The organism is Flavobacterium sp. T12S277 (assembly GCF_048514875.1).
GTDB lineage: Bacteria > Bacteroidota > Bacteroidia > Flavobacteriales > Flavobacteriaceae > Flavobacterium.
Genome location: NZ_JBLYEG010000006.1, coordinates 1 through 18439 on the forward strand (window position 1 = coordinate 1; position 18439 = coordinate 18439).

An 18439-nucleotide genomic window follows, 5' to 3' on the forward strand; every position below is an offset into this window, starting at 1 on the left:
ACATTCATACCGACCAACATCATATTTTATTTGATCCTTATGTTAGCGGTCAGCTTTGGAATGCCAACGATGGTGGAGTTTGGAGCAATACAGCTAATGGAACAGGGCCTTGGACTCCAAAGTCTGACGGGATAGCAGCCACTGAAATTTATCATGGATCCATTTCCAAAACAACTAGAAATCTACTATATATAGGAACACAGGATAATGGCGGATTTTATTACAATAACGGTACCTTTTATAATGACAGGGGAGGTGACTTCGGATCATTTATGTGGTTTGATTATTCAAGTAATTATTTTTACTCTGCATCAGATGAAAGGAGACGTCCTCTTCCTACGCCTTCGGGTTCTATAGTAAGTTTGAATTTGCCAGAAAAACCAGCGGGCGGAAAATTTGCTTTCACTCCGGCAAATACTGATATTGCTTACCACGCGAATGCCGGAAAAATCTATCGTTGCACTAATCTAACTTCAGCTTCTCCTTCCTGGACACTTATTTATACCGTGCCCTCTGGTACTATAAAAGATCTTCAGGTCGATTCTGGCAATGCAGATCGTTTATATGTTTTTACAGATTTACCTGAATTATACAGATCAGACAATGCAACAACTGATGCTTCTTTTGTTCAGACCACACTTCCCGCTACATCAGCTAATGGTTCTGTAGCACCTATAGCAAATTCAGATGTTGTATATTTAGGACTTGGAAATACTATTTATCGCTCTGCAGATAAAGGGGCAACATGGACCGCTACAAAAGGATTTCCTGCAGCAAAAGTGTTAAAGGTGGTAGCTGATGATAAAAGTACGAATGAGGCAATCTATGCTTCTTATGCCTTGGGCGTTTATTATAAAGACAACACTAAACCCTCCTGGATAAATTACTCTTTGGGGCTACCTATAATTTGCAACATGAAAGATATAGACATTTATAATGATGGTATTTCTAAAGGTATATTGAATGTTTATTATTATGGAAGAGGAGTATGGCAGAGTGATTTGGTTCCTGCTCCGAGTAACATTACGGTAGCCCTGACTTCTCCTGTCAACAATACGACATTTACTGTTAGTGGTCCTGCTACTATCAATCTCAATGCAACAGTTTCGGTAACTTCAGGAAATATTAGTAAAGTAGAATTCTATAATGGAACTACATTGCTAGGTACAAGCGTGTCTTCTCCATATATTTATTCCTGGAATGGAGTATTGTCCGGAACCTATGAGATAACCGCTGTGGCTTATGATAATCTGGGAAATAAGAAAAGTTCCGACTTAGTAACTTTTACGGTTACTTTTGTTTGTAATAAAATCACGGGTACTACTTTTGGTACTGCTCCTTATGGAGCAGGTTCTGAATATGACAAAGCATTTGATGGAGATATAAATACAGCTTTTGATGCCAGTGCAGCTAGTACAGGTTATACTGGATTAGATCTTGGAACTGCAAAAGTTGTTACCAATATCAGATATTATCCAAGAAAATCACAAGCAAGAAGGATGATAGGTGGGAAGTTTCAGGGTTCCAATACGTCTGCTTCCGCTGACTTTGTGGATCTATACACTATCCAAACCCAGCCAAATGATGCTTGGCAAGACGTTAGTATACCTAACAATACTGCCTATAGATATTACAGGTATTTATCTCCAGTCGGCGGCCATAGTAATGTGGCTGAGATCGAGTTCTGTGCTTCCAATGAATCTCCGACCGTAAACATTACAGCACCACTCAATAATGAACTTTATACTACTGTTCCTGCCAACATAAATATTGCAGCAACTGCTTCTGATGCGGATGGATCGATAAGTAAAGTCGAATTTTATCAGGGTGCGACTTTGCTTGGCACTGATACGTCAAGTCCTTATTCGTTTAACTGGACGGGAGTTCCTGCTGGTACTTATCAACTTACGGCAAAGGCTTATGATAACCTGAATGTTGTAGCTGTTTCCTCTATTACTAGCGTCATAGTAGGAAACCAAAACCCAACAGTTTCAATTATTTCACCTGACGATTATGCGGTTTATACCAATCCTGCAAATATTACTATTTATGCAACAGCCTCTGACGCTGATGGTACCATCAGTAAAGTGGAGTTTTATAATGGTACCACTTTGTTAGGAACTTCAACCACCAGCCCATACAGTTATAATTGGACAAGCGTGCCTATAGGGACTTACACGCTCACAGCTAAGGCGTATGATAATAGCAATGGGGTTACTAGCTCTTCTCCTATAACGGTTAATGTTATTTTTGTTTGTTCTGCGCTTTCAGGCCCCCCTTTTGGTACTGCTCCTTATGCGGCAGGTTCTGAATATGATAAAGTTTTTGACGGAAATATAAATACCGCTTTTGATGCCAGTGCATCTGATACAGGTTATATCGGATTAGATCTTGGAACAGCAAAAGTTGTTAAAGCAATACGTTTCTATCCAAGGATATCTAAGGAATATAGAATGAACGGAGGGAAATTCCAAGGAAGCAATGTTGTTGATTTTAGTAGTGGAGTAGTAGATTTATATACCATTCCTTCCAATCCAAGTAAGGAATGGAATGAGGTAACTGTTTCCAATGGTACTGCTTTTAGATATGTGAGATATTTATCTCCAGCGGGTGGACATTGTAATGTAGCGGAAATTGAATTTTGCGGTTTAGACAATGTCCCAAAGGTAAGCATTACTGCTCCGACTAATGCTGCTACTTATAGTGCTCCGGCAACGATTGATATTGCTGCCGATGTAGATGGTTCTGTAAGCAAAGTGGAATTCTATATAGGGGCTTCTTTAATTGGCACATCCACTGAGAGTCCATACAATTATAAATGGACAGGAATCGGTAGCGGAACTTACAATCTAATAGCAAAGGCTTATGACTATACCGGAGCGGTTATTTCTTCAGCTCCGGTGAACTTTACTGTTAGCAATAATATTGCTCCAACAGTAAGCATTACCACCCCGGCCGACAATGCAATTTATGTTGCTCCAGCCACTTTGGCTCTATCAGCTACAGCTAACGATACTGATGGTACCATCAGTAAAGTGGAGTTTTATAATGGTGCTACACTATTAGGTACTTCAACGACCAGCCCATACAGTTATAATTGGAGTAGTGTAGCTGCCGGAACGTACACATTAACTGCTAAAGCTTACGATAATAATGGGGTTGTTACCACTTCTTCGGCAGTTGTAGTCAAAGTGAACCAACCACCTACAGTAAGCATTACTACCCCAGCCGACAATGCAATTTATGTTGCTCCGGCCACTTTGGCTCTATCAGCTACAGCTAACGATACCGACGGAAACATAAGCAAAGTAGAATTCTATAATGGTGCTACACTATTGGGAACAGTTAATGCAAGTCCGTACACTTATACATGGACGAATGTAACTTCGGGTACTTATGTACTAACAGCTAAGGCCTATGATAATGATAATGGAATCTCTACTTCATCTTCGATTACGGTAATTGCAAATGATGCACCTGTGGTAAATATTACTGCTCCAACGAATAATAGTAACTATATAGCACCTGCTTTTGTTACCATTAATGCTTCGGCAGCGGATGCAGATGGAAGTGTGAGCAGAGTAGAGTTCTATAATGGAATTAATTTAATAGCTACTTCAACCACCACTCCTTACACTTATAATTTAACAAGTGTTCCTGCAGGTGCTTACTCATTGACTGCCAAAGCCTATGATGACAGAGGTACATTTACTACTTCTTCTGCCATTGCAATTACGGTAAATACACCAGGGAATCAATCTCCTTCGGCTGACATTACTTCTCCTGCTAATAATACTGTATTTATCGCTCCAGCAAGTGTTACAATCAATGCTCTAGCAGCCGATTCTGACGGAACAATTTCTAAGGTAGAATTCTATAACGGAGCAACTTTATTATCGACTTCAACAACCAGCCCATATACATATACTTGGAAAAATGTCACTGCGGGAACTTATGCCATAACGGTAAAATCCTATGATAACGCAAATGCAACAGCAACATCATCAGTGGTAAACGTAGTGGTTAATAATAATCAAGCTCCTTCGGCTGACATTATTTCTCCTGCTAATAATACTGTATTTATCGCTCCAGCAAGTGTTACAATCAATGCTGTAGCAGCCGATTCTGACGGAACAATTTCTAAGGTAGAATTCTATAACGGAGCAACTTTATTATCGACTTCAACAACTAGTCCCTATACATACACTTGGGAAAATGTGACTGCAGGAGCATATGCCATAACGGTAAAAACCTATGATAACGCAAATGCAACAGCAACATCATCAGTGGTAAACGTAGTGGTTAATAATAATCAAGCTCCGACGGTAATGGTTACTTCTCCTGCTAATAATACTACATTTATTGCTCCTGCAAGTGTTACAATCAATGCTGTAGCAGCCGATTCTGACGGAACAATTTCTAAGGTAGAATTCTATAACGGAGCAACTTTATTATCGACTTCAACAACCAGTCCCTATACATACACTTGGGAAAATGTGACTGCAGGAGCATATGCCATAACGGTAAAATCCTATGATAACGCAAATGCAACAGCAACATCATCAGTGGTAAACATAATGGTTAATAATAATCAAGCTCCGACGGTACGGATTATTTCTCCTGCTAATAATGCTACATTTATTGCTCCTGCAAGTGTTAAAATCAATGCTGTAGCAGCCGATTCTGATGGAACAATTTCTAAGGTAGAATTCTATAACGGAGCAACTTTATTATCGACTTCAACAACCAGTCCCTATACATTCACTTGGAAAAATTTAAAGACAGGAACTTATGAGATAGTAGCAAAAGCGACAGACAATACTGGAAACGTGGTCAGCTCGACTCCTGTAATTATTGTTATTAAAATTGCCCCAATTGTCAGTATGATTTCTCCTTCTGAAAATGATCAGGTGGTAGCTAATGGAAGTGATATTTTATTCAATTTCAATGTTATAGATCCTGATGCTGTAGTCTCATCTATTATCATTAAAGACAACGGGGAGATAATTTCTACAATAAATAAGTCTCCTTATTCATTTGTTCTTGCTAATATAAGTTTGGGAGATCATTATTTCACAGCAACGATTGTTCTTGAAAATGGTGCCGAATATATATTTGCACGTTTGAATATATTGAGTGAGAATTGCAAAAGTGCAGTATGGAATACTTCAACTGATTATTTAATTGGAGATCAGGTAGTCTATCAGGGGATTATTTACAGAGCTTTGGTAATTAGCAAAAACAACCAACCAAATCAAGATAGATCCACTTGGTTAAAGGTAGGGACTTGTGAAAATCTGGCAGTTGAAGATACTCCGACACCTAAAAAATACATCTTATATCCAAATCCATGCACAACACATTTCAATATCAAATTTATTAATTGTGTCGGAAAGAGTTTTTATTGTCGCATAATAGATATGAACGGTAGGCTTATTAGAGAGACCAACAGTGAGAGTATCAAGGATGCAATATTTGAGAAAGAGGTAAACGTTCAAGGATTGTCTTCAGCGACTTATCTTGTAAATATTCATTTAAATGAGAAGGTCTTTAGTGAAAAAATAATTGTCGTAGAAAAACCTTCTATCTATAAGAAAAAAAGGTAATGTTTTTATTATTCTTTCATGTTAGGGAGCTGAAGAATAATCAACCCTTATTGCTGTTTTTAGGGTTGTGTGATTATATTTTTTTTAATACCATATCCACAACCTTTTTTTAAAAGAAAATTTTAAATCAATTTATTAATAATTATTAAATGAAAAAATTACACTTTTTTGTAGTGTTGTTAGTTGGTATTACAACATATTCGCAACAAATTGCCGACACTATAGAGCAAAAAAAATTAAAAGAAATACATATAATTAGTGAACGTTACTCCAAGTCCACTCAAGAGATTAAACCTATTTCCCAAAAGGAAATAGAATTTCAAAAAAGCCAAAATACTGCTGATTTACTAGCCAACACAGGTACAATATCTGTTCAGAAATCACAACAGGGTGGAGGAAGTCCGGTGTTAAGAGGTTTTGAAGCCAATAAGATTCTGCTTCTGGTGGATGGAATCAGAATGAACAATCTTATTTACAGAGCAGGACATTTACAGAATATAATTACTGTTGATGAAAACTCGTTGGAACAGATTGATGTTCTTTTTGGACCTGCATCTACGGTTTTTGGGAGTGATGCGTTGGGTGGTGTCATTAATATGAGAACGAAAAATCCCATGTTTCTGCCCCAAACTAATAACAAAATGTTTTCAGGAAATTCAATGTCAAGATACAACAGTGCTAATAAGGGATTAACACAGTATTTTGATATTAATTTTGCAGGTAAACGATGGAGTTCTCTATCGTCTTTCTCCTATAATAGTTACGGAGATTTGAGAATGGGAGGCAATCCCAATGGAAAAAATGGATCTTTTGGAGAGCGCCCTCAATATGTTGAAACTTTAAATAATGTAGATTATTTGGTGCAGAATGATAAGCCACTTATTCAAAAGTTTTCGGGATATAAGCAATATAATGCAATGCAAAAGATAATTTTTCAACAGGATGAATATACGCAGCACAGCTTGAACCTACAGTATTCAACTTCTTCAGCTGTACCAAGATATGATCGCCTTACTGATCCACAGGGTTCGGGGCTGAAATATGCTGTTTGGAATTATGGTCCGCAAAAAAGATTTCTTTCGGCTTATAAATTTTCGAAAAAAAAGGTCTTGTTCAACAGTGACATGAATCTTGGAGTGAGCTACCAAAATATTGAAGAAAGTAGAATCTCAAGAAAATTTAACGATAACAAAATTAAAAGTCAGGTAGAAAAAGTAAATGTATTTGCTTTTAATACAGATTTCAGAAGGAAACTAGGCAAGGGTAATTTTCTTTACGGAGCCGAATTCTTTTATGATGATTTGAATTCGACCGCGACTAGTACAAACCGCATTACTGGCATTGCGACTCCCACAGATACCCGTTACCCAAACGGTATAAATCACACTTTAAGGGCGGATATTTTCGCAACTTATAATGAAAGAATAAACGAAACCACTTACTATAATTTGGGTATGCGTATCGGTTATTCTTCCTTAAAAAGCACTATTGCCAATAATTCTTTTTTCCAACTTCCATATGACGTCATCGAGCAGGATAACTTCACTTATAGCGGTAGTGCCGGAATTACGAAGAATATTAAGAGTACTAAATTGGCTTTCAATTTGGCTTCGGGTTACAGAGTCCCAAACGTGGATGATTTAGGAAAGCTTTTCGAATCGGTGCCCGGAACCTTGATTGTCCCTAATCCGGATATTGCTCCTGAGAAGTCCGTAACGGCCGATTTGACTGTGATATTTGGGCAGGGAAAGAGAATTCAGTTTGACAATACGTTTTATTATACTCGTCTTTTTGATGCCATTGTTACCGATCATTTTTTGTATAATGGCTAGAGTTCTGTGATTTATGAAGGAGTGGAAAGCGATGTTTTTGCCATGCAAAATAAAGGAAATGCTTATATAGGTGGTCTATCTTCTACCCTGAAAATGGTTATTACAAAGCCACTGATGATTTATGGTATGGTAAATTTTACCAAAGGGGAAATACTAAACCACACGGGAAATACTCCGTTGGATCATATCCCTCCCATGTATGGAAAAGCAGGTCTAAAATATGAAAACAAATGGATGCTTCTGGATTTCTATATGTTGTTTAATGGCAAGAAAGATATTAGTGATTATTCTATGAATGGTGAAGACAACGAACAATATGCCCCTCAAGGAGGTATGCCATCATGGCAAACCATCAATTTCAAAACATGCTTTATTGTCAATAAGAATCTGTCGGTTTATGCCGGAATTGAAAATATTTTAGACTTACAGTACCGCGTTTTTTCGTCAGGTATCAATGCGTCAGGTAGAAATATATCTGTGGCAGCGAAATACCACTTCTAATATGAAATTTCAGATTTTATTTTCTAAACAATATAATAATGATCGACTTAAAAATTTGAAAAAAGAATTAGGTAATGTATCAATAGTGTATTTTTTGTTTTTCGAAACTAGATGAGATTGATAATCAGTGTTTATTAAATAAATTTCACTTTAAAGGGAGGAGTATTGTGCTCATCCCTTTTATTTTTAAGGTTTAAAGCATTTAAAAATGAATAAAATGAAAGTTAGTGTATCAAAAGTGTGGTTTGGTAGAAAGGTATGTGATTTATGTGGAGGAAAACTCATTTAACATGGTTTTACTTCTTCTGGGAAGACTAGATTTAAATGTTCTAGCAATAAAATAAAAGGAGAGTACTACACTGGAAAAACCGGTCAAATTGACCACCCCATTCCAGTGTAAATTGACCAGCAGTTCCGGAGTAAACTGACCACCCCATTCCGGAGCAAATTGACCACCTGATTTAAAGCTAAGTCAAAGATTAAAAACTATTATTTTTTCATGTTGTTAGCACCATACATTCGTTAAAAAGATACGGATTATGGCAAACAAAATAACAGACATGAGTAAAATTAGAAAAGTAATTAAATTTCATTGTAATGGAAAGAGTAATTTATTTATAAGCAGCTACTTATCCCTTTCAAGAAATACGGTAAAGAAATATATTTCTTTATTTGAAGTTCTTGGATTAAGCTTTGAATTAATCGACCAAAAAACCGATACAGAGCTGGAACTTTTATTCTCCCAGACTACCGTAGAAGCCATTAGTGCGAGATTACAGACACTTTATGATTTTTTTCCTAAGATGGAACGTGAACTAAAAAAAGTAGGCGTGACCATACAGCATATGTGGGAACAATATATTGCTGTAAATCCTGATGGGTATAGAAGTTCACAATTTCATTATCATTACAAAATATGGGGTAAGAGGGTCAATCCGGTGATGCACATGAATCACAAAGCCGGAGATAAAATGTATGTAGATTATGCCGGAAAAACACTCTCTATTATTGATAAAGATACTGGAGAAATCCAAGAGGTCCAGTTTTTTGTAGCCATATTAGGAGCCAGTCAGTATACGTATGCCGAAGCTTCTGTGAGCCAGAAAAAGGAAGATTTTGTTGCCTCGGTAGAGAATGCCATGCGCTTTTTTGAAGGTACTCCTGCTGCAATTGTGCCAGATAATTTAAAATCTGCAGTAATAAAAAGCAGTCGTTTTGAACCGACAATCAATGAAACCCTAGCTGATTTAGCAGAACATTACCAAACGACAATCTTGCCTGCCAGGGCTTATAAACCTAGAGACAAGTCCTTAGTTGAAGGAGCTGTTAAGATATTATACAGAAGAATTTATGTGACTCTAAGAGAAACTAAATTCTTTTCCCTAGAAGCATTAAACCATCAAATACTAGATTTATTAGATTCTCATAATAGTCGCAAACTCACAGCACGTCCTTACTCTCGTCTAGAATTGTTTTTAGAAGACGAAAAAGAAAAACTACGTCCACTCCCACAAGATCGTTTTGAAATTAAATACCAATCCTTCGCCACAGTAATGCAAAACGGTCATGTTCAATTAAGCCAGGACAAAAATTATTACAGCGTTCCATATCAGTATATAAAGAAAAAAGCTAAACTCTTGTATACCAAATCAACCGTAGAGATCTATTATAAATACAATCGTATAGCGGTTCATAAACGAAATTACAAACCATATATCTATAACACAACTCCGGAACATCTAGCCAGTACTCATCAATTTGTAGCTGAGTGGAGTGCCGCTCGCTTCATTGATTGGGCAAGTAGTATTGATGAATCAGTAGGAGAATATATTTTACAGATAATACACAGCAGAAGCCATCCCGAACAGGCTTATAAAAGCTGTTTAGGAATACTTGGCTTCGAAAAAAAGGTAGGCAAAGATCGATTAATAAATGCCTGCAAAAGGGCACTTGATTTTAAAATTTACAATTTTAAGACTATACAAAATATATTGGAAAACAACTTAGATCATATTGATCTGGAGAAAGAGCCTGAGCAGGAACTCCCCAGTCACGGTAACATAAGAGGAAAACATTATTATAACTAAATTAAATCTTTAAAACATGAATGAATCAACAGTAACAAAAATGAAACAGATGAAGCTATACGGCATGTTTAATGCTTTTAAAACAGCCATCGAAAGCGGAAAAACAGACCATTATACACTCGATCAGTTTGTATCAATGATTATTGATGCAGAATGGGACGAAAGGCACAATCGCCGTATTGAGCGCAGTATCACCAATGCCCGCTTCCATTACAAATCAAATATCGAAAGTATCAATTTTGATGTATCGCGTAATCTTGATCGAAACATGGTACTGCGCCTGGCAGAATGCGAATTTGTAGAAAAAAACGAAAACATCTTAATCACTGGAAGCACCGGTGTAGGCAAAAGTTATTTAGGTACTGCATTAGGTTATCAAGCCTGTATACAAGGTTTTAAGGTAAGTTATTTTAATACCTCAAAGTTGTTCGCTAAATTAAAAATGGCCAAAGCAGATGGTTCTTACCTGAGGGAACTTGCCAAAATAGAAAGGCAGGATGTTATTATACTTGATGATTTTGGACTACAGGCACTAGACAGTCATAACCGAATTACCCTCTTAGAAATCATTGAAGACAGACATAATAATGGTTCTATAATCGTAACATCACAAATACCAGTACAGGGCTGGTATGATATAATTGGAGAGAAAACCATAGCAGATGCAATTTTAGACAGACTCATACACCAGTCTCACCGACTCGAATTACATGGAGAATCTATGAGAAAGAAAAAGGGACTAAACAAAGGCTAATATTTTAAGTAAATTTGAATACTAATTAACACCTGAAAAAAAATAGTTTTTAATCAAAATACAGGTGGTCAATTTGCTCCGGAATTAGGTGGTCATTTTGAATTGGAATAAGGTGCTCACTTTAAATTGGAATCAGGTGGTCAATATCACCGGAATTTGCAGTACACATCCCAATACTATTAGTTAAGAAGCCACTATAGATCAAAACGAATGACAAAGGAAGAGTCTGTTAAAGAGTACTATTTTAGAATCAATAAAAGCATCGATTATATTAAAGAAAACCTTCAGGAGGAACTTTCTTTAGAGAAATTGGCTGATCTTTCTAATTTCTCAAAATTTCATTTTCATCGAATCTTCAAGTCAGTAACAGGAACGACGATCAATGAGTTTATTAAAAACGCAAAGATAGAAAGAGCGTTATTTTTCTTAATGAACAATCCTTCAAAAACGATTAGCGAAATAGCCAATGACTGTGGTTTTTTAAGCATTTCGTCTTTTTCAAGAAGTTTCCGCGAAGTGAGACAGATGACGCCAACGGAATGGCGAAAACGACATCAAAATAGCAATATTGGTATAACAGATAGCAATATTGGAAAAATGCAGTCCGAAATCGAAAACTACCTTGCACTCAAATTAAATAACTTAAAAAATATTGAAATGAGTGAAACAATGAAACTTGATTTTGAGATTAAAAAACTGGAGGCATTTAATGTTATTTACATCCGAAACCTCAATATCCACAAGCATGATAGCGAAACATTTGAAGAGATGTTTAAACAGCTTTTTAGCTGGGCTTCTCCCCGAAATTTAGTAAACTTTCCTGAAACCAAAGCGCTGACTGTTTACAGAAGCAATGCTAATTTAGAAGGAAAGCTTCAAGCTGATGTTTGTTTGTCTGTTCCCGAAAAAATAGTGGGCGAGGGAGTAATTGGCAGTACGGTAATAAGCGGGGGCTTATATGCTGTTTTCCATAAAGAAGCGCCAATGTCGGAATGCTTTAAAACCTGGAATTACATTTACGAAGTATGGTTTGAAGAAAATGGCTATCAGCCGGATAACAGGAACTTTTTTTTAAGTCATTTAAACGATCCGAAACTGCATCCTGAGAATCTTCATATTATTGACATTTACATCCCCATAAAATTACTGTGATAGCGGTAGAAATGAAAATTAATTTAAATCAAATGGAATGAAATTGTCATTTAGGATCTCCTTTTCTTTGACGGGTAATGGTTTGCAGTTTAATTTTAGAATAAAGTATTTCTAATCGTATTCTATACCGTCAGGAGCATATTTAAAATTTATATAAAACAAAACGCCTTTAAATAAGGCGTTTTTTTATGCTTTTTCTCCATGAAGTTATTTTTCCTCGGGAGCGTCTTTTTGTTGGTTGTACGGTTGCTTATAGGGTTTCTATGTTATTGGTGTCAATGTACTGCTGCACTTTTAAAAACATATCATCGCAGCCCTTTATAATCTCGGCACGTTGATCTCTTACAGTGCTCCAGTGTCTGCTTGTTTTTCTGAGGGACAAAGCCGTAAATTCGACCGAAAAGGCAGGGCATTTTTTGGAGAGTTCCTGAAAAACGACACCTTCGCCAGTTCCCGAATTGTAGCCTTCCTGAGCTTTGCAGTTAGCTCCCTTTGAAAAATACGTTAAAAAACCATTTTCCGGATTGGCTTTATAGCTTTGATAAATCGTTTTGAGCATCGGGTCTCCAATACTGCTGATCGCATTGTAGCTGGTTTGAAACAATCCTGCTTCGGCTTCTTCTGCTTTAGGATTAATGATGTCTCCTTTTTTGTTTCTTTCTGCTCCAACACAATGTCTTCCTGAACTTTCTAGCATTCCCATGCCCATCATTAACACAAAGACATGGCGAAGGGTATCTGCTTCATTTTGGTCATTATCCATGCCATTGTCTTTAAAAATGGAATTGTAAAGAGTTAAAGAATCTTTTTTGGGGTCTGTGCCTGGTTTTTTGGCCATTTCTTTTACGATAGGATCTCCTTTTTTCAGTTTGCAATACACTCTTCCGTACGTTAAAGCCATACCTTGATAGTAACCAATTGGAGCGATTCCCTGACCCTCTTTCCAATAATAACGTACAACGTCCAGACCTTTAACTATATTGGCAATGTCGTCATAAACCGAATTACTTTGTGGGGCATCAACAGGAGCCAAATACTGGAGCGATACCCAGCCAGTTGTTTCACCGTGTTTTACTTTTGCCCATTCCTTATCTCCGGAAGTTTCAATATAACTTACAACATCTCCTTTAAACAAGTCTCCTATTTTATTGTCAGTTGTTTTTTCCGGACTTTTTCGTATTCGTACCCCATCGCCTGTAACTAAATAAGTCTTTGCGGTTGTAGTAGTAATCGGAGTGACAGCTGGCGTATTGGGAGTAGCAATTCTGTTTTTTAAAATAACAAACCAAGCTTTAGAAGTGTCTGTTAAAAAGCCATTATCGTCTATTTTAACGTTTTTTAAGCTTACAGAATTCTCTACATTACCGCCAATCACTTTTAAGGTATTTCCTTTTTTATCTACGACAAGGTCAGAATGAGAGGGGTAACTGTTCGTCGTACTGTCGTAATTAATAGTTCCGACAGAGTCTTCTCTGAGGTAACATATCAAATCTCCAATCTCTGGGACATAGTCAGAAAGTCTATACCCCCAAAAACCATAAGCGGTATCCTCTTTTTGTTTGGCGATTATGGCTTTTCGGATGTAAGCGGAATGTTGTGCATTATAAAGAAAACGGCTTTCGGCTCCGGCTGTTTTCATGATGTACGAAATAAAGGCGGCCGACCATGGCTGGTCAACATCCTTGCCGTCAAGATTTGTATTTACACCCGTTTTCCAATAGGTTCCAACTCTTTGGTAATAATTGTCTTCGGTTTCCCGATGTCCGATCTTTTCAAAAACAGGTTTTGATTTACCGTGTTTGTCTTTCTCGTATCGGAGAATTTCCTGCATCCCGAAAAATTCCCATTCTTCTTTTGCAATACTGATAAGTTTTTCTCTAAAAGCCATATGGTTTGAATTTAGTAGTTAGGTTGAAAAGAATTGTAGATAAGTAGCTGACGTGGGGATATTCTTTTATAAGGAGGGTGATATTACTTGTAAAGGATTGAAGTGTAGTGTTTTATACAAAATTAATCAATTGTAGAACGCTTTACAACGAGTGTTTATACCTGATTTTGAAGGAGATATAAAAGGAGAAAGCAAAGAAAGGGGAAAAATAATAGCGGATGAGGGTTGGCTCTTAAAACAAAAACCTGTTTCGTTTGGAAACAGGTTTTTTAATTTTTTTGATTTATTAAAGGAGATTATTTTTCAGATCCCGCTTTTGGTTTTCTTACCAGAATGTAAATTGAGACTAAAAAAACAATGATGTAAACGATTGCTAATGCGGGTTTCTCGAATTTTAGCTTTTCAAAGTCGAATTGTTTATAAATCGTTACTCCTAAAATGATTGCGACAATCAAAAAAGTAAACGATATTGATCTTTTTTTTTCCATTTTTTAAGGTTTTATAGGTATGTTAATTGGTATTCTTAGAATAACGACAACGCTTCCTGCGGGTATCCTTCCCAACAGAATAGGATGTAGCTGCTTTTAAATCATAGCAGGTTTTTTGTTGATTTTTCCTTTTAATCCGGCAGAAAATTACTTTCTGGAAAATAAATTCTCTACCACCCAGGCAGGGCCAATCATTAAAAACTGAAGATCTTTCAGAAAAGAAGGTTTTTTTCCTTCGATATTATGTCCGTAGAACTGTCCGATCCAGGCAATCGCAAATACACCGATGGAAAATATCCATAAAGGAAAAACCTGTCCGATATAAAAATTTACAACCAGGCAAATCGCCGAAAAAACAGCAATTTTTAAGGCCATGGCTACCGATAAACGGATGTAAAAAAGGAGTACAAAAACTAAAACAACAGCAGCCCAGTTTTCGATAACAGGAGCATTTAGTTTCAAAGTATAGGAAATGACATTGCTTGGGATACTCATTAACAAACCTACGATCGAAAAGTAAATAGCAGGTACACAAACATAATGAATCGCCTTGTTTTTGGGGTTCTGATGACTTACTGCGTACTCATCAAACCATTGTTCTAATGTTCTCATTGTTTTTGGTTTAGGATCGTAAATCTACTAAAATTTCTTTTAGTTTTATCAATTTTGAACTTTCCCGGAAATGAATACGCTCAAATTTTAGAGTAAACACTCAAAAAATAGCGTATTTGTCTTATTGTAATAGTTTTATGGCCTTATGGAGTATACCGTTGTTTTTTTACTTGTTAAATTTGTGTAATTTTAAAACAAATCTTGTTAAATTATTTAAGGTATGTACGATAGTAAAAATAAAAAAAAGAAGGTTGTAAGAACATCTATTGCTCTACATCATAGAGAAGATCAAATAGAGAATACACTAAACGAGTTTGATCTTTCTATATATCCCTAAGACGAAAATGATGTTTCACGAGACAGATTTATAAAAGCAAAAATAACTTTTGGGATACTTGTTCTTCTTGCTTTTTTATTTTCCTTTATTGCATTACTCATCATGAGATTTATCAATTAATGACACAGAGAAGTTTCTTTCTGATGATAATCAAAAACATTGTCCCATAAGGCGTCGATCGTAATAAGCGCCTGGTTTAAAGGGATTACGCTCCATTTGCCATTAAATTCAATACCAAGTCCCATCTTTTTTAATTTCAACAAAGCATCCTGTACATCAAAATCAAGGTCTGTATGTAGTTTTGTTGCAAACCACGATTCAATTTGACTATCAAGTTCGTCGGCTGTAATAGGAGATTCATTTTTGTATAAAAAAGTATACGCCAGAATCGTTTCCTTCAATACCTCTTCTTCAGAGGAATTTAACAGTGAATAAAAAGCACCGCTGTTGTTTCCAAGATTCTTAAAGTACAGACTATCCGAAAGTATTTTGGAATATTTAATCTTCTTATTGACAAAGTTGCTGTACTGACGAAACAGGTAAAGCGATAGAATCCCCAGTGCAATTAAACCCTGGTTCAAAGAAGCTTTGCTGTTTAATAAATCGATCGTCTCGCCCGATTGATATGCGCCATACATGCCAATCAAAGCCGGGATTACAGTCGTACTTAAAAGAGAAATTCCACCTCCGATTCCGGGAACCCAAAAAAACAATTTATCCGTGGTAGACATTCTCGGAATGGCATTTGGGAATATGGTTTCGAGATCGTTTTTAGGAACGCGTTTAAAGATTTTTAAAGCAACCGATCCGGGTTCAATGGGCATTTTCCCCAACTTCACTTTTTTTTCCTTAATATAATCCTCTTCGCTGTAATGCAGATAAATTAAAACACGATCGTAATATTCGATTTCAATTTCTTTCTTCCAGAAAAAATATTTTTTAATCTTTTCTTTTGCTTTATGATGCCCCCGAACGTATAATTCATAATCCTTAAAGGCATTAAAATCAATAGAGAGTTTTAAGCCGATTAAGTCTGAATCTTCAAAAGCTTCGTCCAGTGTTTCCTGATCTATCCGACGATAATTTCCCTGTTCTAAAACCGTAAGCAAGGTTTCTTTGAAAATACTGAAATCGCTTTTGCCTTCAAAACTTTTACGCTCTTTCGGGCTTAAATCCGGGTCGAACAAAGCATAGTTTTGTTTAAGATTCCGGTTAAGATTAAAAGCTTCGTAATGAAAATAATGCTCGATAATATCAAACAGTTTTTTGAAATCCTCCACTTTTTTCGAATCGTCAGCAAAGGCACTGAGCTGTTGTTCGAGTAGGAATTCTTTGTTGAAAGGAATATAATGTTCTCGTGTCATGGAGATTTAAAGGGCTTTGTTTTTTTAAAGGGGTAAAGATACAAAGGTTCAAAGTGATTTTGTTTTGATCACAATAGAGTTTTTGAAGTTTGTTTTCGTTTTAGATTCATCAGGGAAGAAGTTTTTGCTGCTACCCAATCAAATGAAACTTTTCGCAATAAAATACAATTAAAAAAGTGAGATTTTTAATCGTTGGCATCGATTAGAAATCCCACTTAATTGTTCCAAAAAAAATGACATCATTTCATAATTTTCCTTTGGGAAAACTACAGGTTTAAATAAAAATTATCCACGGCAATTTTACCACTTAATAAAGTTCCGGCAACCCGTATTTATACCTGTTTTTGAGTTTTTTTACGTCAGCAGCACAAGTACAAAAAGGACAGTCTTTTGCTTTGATGCTAAGTGTTTTAAGTCTTTTTTCAAAGCTTTCTGTCTTTGCAGTGCAGTTGAAGAAGGCTTTTTTAGGGTATTAATTCCCCTCCGATTTTTTCAATTCTATTATTTTATTGATGTATTGGATGAGATTTTCTTTCTCTACCGAAAAGGGAGCTTTTTCATCTTCGGTGCTCAGGTATAAGTGCGCAATGCTTTCGGCGTCCATATTTTCCTGCACATAATGATACTCAATATATTTTATAATGCTTTCTACAAAAAGTTCCTGCAGTCTGCCTTTTTCTATCGTTTCTTCGTCCTTGTTTTTTATTTTTTCTATTTCCGATTCCGGTAAATCAATAGTGAGGTAAGTAGTATCTACAGCCACATTAGTGAGCATTTCTTCGCTCGCTTTCCCTGTAGCAGTGCAATACGCACAGGGGCCTGGCGCCCATTTTAATTGTTTGTTTAAACGTTTTATGTCTTCCCAGTCTACAAAACCTTTTCCGAGACATCTGGGGCATCCTGAATTTGATTTTTTAAACAGAAAATTAAAAAGAGTCATTTTTCTAAAAATTTGGTTAAAGTTTTATAGCCTCGCGAAGATAAATTATTTATGTAAGAAAAATATTTTTAAAGCAGATTGTTTTTTGAGATTTTAAACATTTTAGAAGTAGAAAAAGCAGCAGATTTTTGCCTTGCAATTTGAACTGTTTTTGGAGTACAGAAATTGAAATGGTGAATTGTGCAATCAGATCGATGTATAGCTATTCAGAATTCAGGAAAATGTGAGAAAATAGAATGTTTTTTATCAGGAGCAGAATCAAATTCAAAAAGTTTTTGCTTAAATTTATGCACCTCAAATTTAAAGAGAATCTACACGTTAAAGTAACCGGAATAACAACCGGGAAGAGCATTGTGCCTCAATGAATTATTTTTTAGCCAGTATTACTATTATTTTTAATGTTTGTGTAACAGAAATTGTGAACGAACGTCTAAGTAATGGGCATAATCGTTAGCAAGCCTCTGGGTTATTTTAGATTCGGAATTTCTCATAATCCATTTTAAGTAAGATTTACAATTCATCGTGGTCCTGTAATTCGTTGATTATTTCATGTATCATTAAAGTAGAAAAATATGGTTGTTGAAGTTTTTAAGACAAATGTGCAAAAAGAGGCAGATAAAGATTATGTCATTGCCGTTATTCAAACCCAATTTCCCGATTATAAAATCAACTTTGATTTAGAAGATTGCGATAAAATATTGCGTATAGAAGGTATTGATCTGGAGCCCGACAATATTATCGATTATGTAAATTGTTTGGGATATACTTGTGTAAAATTAGAATAATTAGACTATGATAAATTTTATTGTTTTTTGCTTTTTACTGTTAGTGAAACAGTTTTAAGAATCCGTTTTTTTGAGATCGGAAAGTTTTCTTTC

12 protein-coding genes are annotated in these 18439 nt (G+C 36.0%); 7 read left to right on the top strand and 5 right to left on the bottom strand.

The features are described from left to right. From ACN1CN_RS10650 to ACN1CN_RS10675, 6 genes are all read left to right on the top strand, one after another. On the top strand, nt 1-5606 hold a 5606-nt coding region (locus tag ACN1CN_RS10650; protein WP_419135643.1), incomplete at its 5' end, for an Ig-like domain-containing protein. Between the two features lie 149 nt (nt 5607-5755). Beyond that, nucleotides 5756-7438 carry a TonB-dependent receptor plug domain-containing protein gene (locus ACN1CN_RS10655; protein WP_419135645.1) on the top strand — a complete coding sequence of 561 codons (1683 nt, stop codon included), beginning with the start codon at nt 5756-5758 and terminating at the stop codon, nt 7436-7438. Nucleotides 7439-7444: 6 nt separating this feature from the next. Further along, on the top strand, nt 7445-7939 hold the full coding sequence (locus ACN1CN_RS10660) for a hypothetical protein (RefSeq protein ID WP_419135646.1): 495 nt from the start codon (nt 7445-7447) through the stop codon (nt 7937-7939). A gap of 539 nt (nt 7940-8478) precedes the next feature. Further along, nucleotides 8479-10026 (top strand): IS21 family transposase, encoded by a 1548-nt coding sequence (gene istA, locus ACN1CN_RS10665; RefSeq protein WP_419135647.1) that lies wholly within the window; start codon nt 8479-8481, stop codon nt 10024-10026. 49 nt (nt 10027-10075) lie between these two features. Beyond that, on the top strand, nt 10076-10780 hold the full coding sequence (gene istB / locus ACN1CN_RS10670; protein ID WP_419135648.1) for an IS21-like element helper ATPase IstB: 705 nt from the start codon (nt 10076-10078) through the stop codon (nt 10778-10780). Nucleotides 10781-10990: 210 nt separating this feature from the next. Next, nucleotides 10991-11932 carry an AraC family transcriptional regulator gene (locus ACN1CN_RS10675; RefSeq protein ID WP_419135649.1) on the top strand — a complete coding sequence of 314 codons (942 nt, stop codon included), beginning with the start codon at nt 10991-10993 and terminating at the stop codon, nt 11930-11932. A 250-nt stretch (nt 11933-12182) separates the two neighbouring features. Here ACN1CN_RS10675 and ACN1CN_RS10680 read toward each other — a convergent pair whose 3' ends face one another. The 5 genes from ACN1CN_RS10680 to ACN1CN_RS10700 form a co-directional block, all read right to left on the bottom strand. Then, entirely contained in the window at nt 12183-13820 is a 1638-nt protein-coding gene (locus ACN1CN_RS10680; protein ID WP_419135650.1) for a DUF2272 domain-containing protein, read from the bottom strand. A 296-nt stretch (nt 13821-14116) separates the two neighbouring features. Then, nucleotides 14117-14308, bottom strand: coding sequence for a hypothetical protein (locus ACN1CN_RS10685; RefSeq protein WP_264522860.1), 192 nt, complete (start codon nt 14306-14308; stop codon nt 14117-14119). Between the two features lie 147 nt (nt 14309-14455). Then, nucleotides 14456-14920, bottom strand: coding sequence for a DUF962 domain-containing protein (locus ACN1CN_RS10690; protein ID WP_419135651.1), 465 nt, complete (start codon nt 14918-14920; stop codon nt 14456-14458). Nucleotides 14921-15373: 453 nt separating this feature from the next. Next, a complete protein-coding gene (locus ACN1CN_RS10695) occupies nt 15374-16621 on the bottom strand; it encodes a TMEM143 family protein (protein ID WP_419135652.1) in 1248 nt (415 codons plus the stop codon). 472 nt (nt 16622-17093) lie between these two features. Next, nucleotides 17094-17561 (bottom strand): hypothetical protein, encoded by a 468-nt coding sequence (locus tag ACN1CN_RS10700; protein WP_419135653.1) that lies wholly within the window; start codon nt 17559-17561, stop codon nt 17094-17096. 572 nt (nt 17562-18133) lie between these two features. Here ACN1CN_RS10700 and ACN1CN_RS10705 point away from each other — a divergent pair. Further along, nucleotides 18134-18346: a hypothetical protein gene (locus tag ACN1CN_RS10705; protein WP_264522865.1), complete on the top strand. Its 213-nt coding sequence runs from the start codon at nt 18134-18136 to the stop codon at nt 18344-18346. Nucleotides 18347-18439 lie beyond the last annotated feature (93 nt).

Excerpts from the sequence above, each read along its gene's own strand:
- ACN1CN_RS10655 (WP_419135645.1), top strand. The coding sequence starts at position 5,756 with ATGAAAAAATTACACTTTTTTGTAGTGTTGTTAGTTGGTATTACAACA.
- istA (WP_419135647.1), top strand. The coding sequence starts at position 8,479 with ATGGCAAACAAAATAACAGACATGAGTAAAATTAGAAAAGTAATTAAA.
- istB (WP_419135648.1), top strand. The coding sequence starts at position 10,076 with ATGAAGCTATACGGCATGTTTAATGCTTTTAAAACAGCCATCGAAAGC.
- ACN1CN_RS10675 (WP_419135649.1), top strand. The coding sequence starts at position 10,991 with ATGACAAAGGAAGAGTCTGTTAAAGAGTACTATTTTAGAATCAATAAA.
- ACN1CN_RS10680 (WP_419135650.1), bottom strand. The coding sequence starts at position 13,820 with ATGGCTTTTAGAGAAAAACTTATCAGTATTGCAAAAGAAGAATGGGAA.
- ACN1CN_RS10685 (WP_264522860.1), bottom strand. The coding sequence starts at position 14,308 with ATGGAAAAAAAAAGATCAATATCGTTTACTTTTTTGATTGTCGCAATC.
- ACN1CN_RS10690 (WP_419135651.1), bottom strand. The coding sequence starts at position 14,920 with ATGAGAACATTAGAACAATGGTTTGATGAGTACGCAGTAAGTCATCAG.
- ACN1CN_RS10695 (WP_419135652.1), bottom strand. The coding sequence starts at position 16,621 with ATGACACGAGAACATTATATTCCTTTCAACAAAGAATTCCTACTCGAA.
- ACN1CN_RS10700 (WP_419135653.1), bottom strand. The coding sequence starts at position 17,561 with ATGACTCTTTTTAATTTTCTGTTTAAAAAATCAAATTCAGGATGCCCC.
- ACN1CN_RS10705 (WP_264522865.1), top strand. The coding sequence starts at position 18,134 with ATGGTTGTTGAAGTTTTTAAGACAAATGTGCAAAAAGAGGCAGATAAA.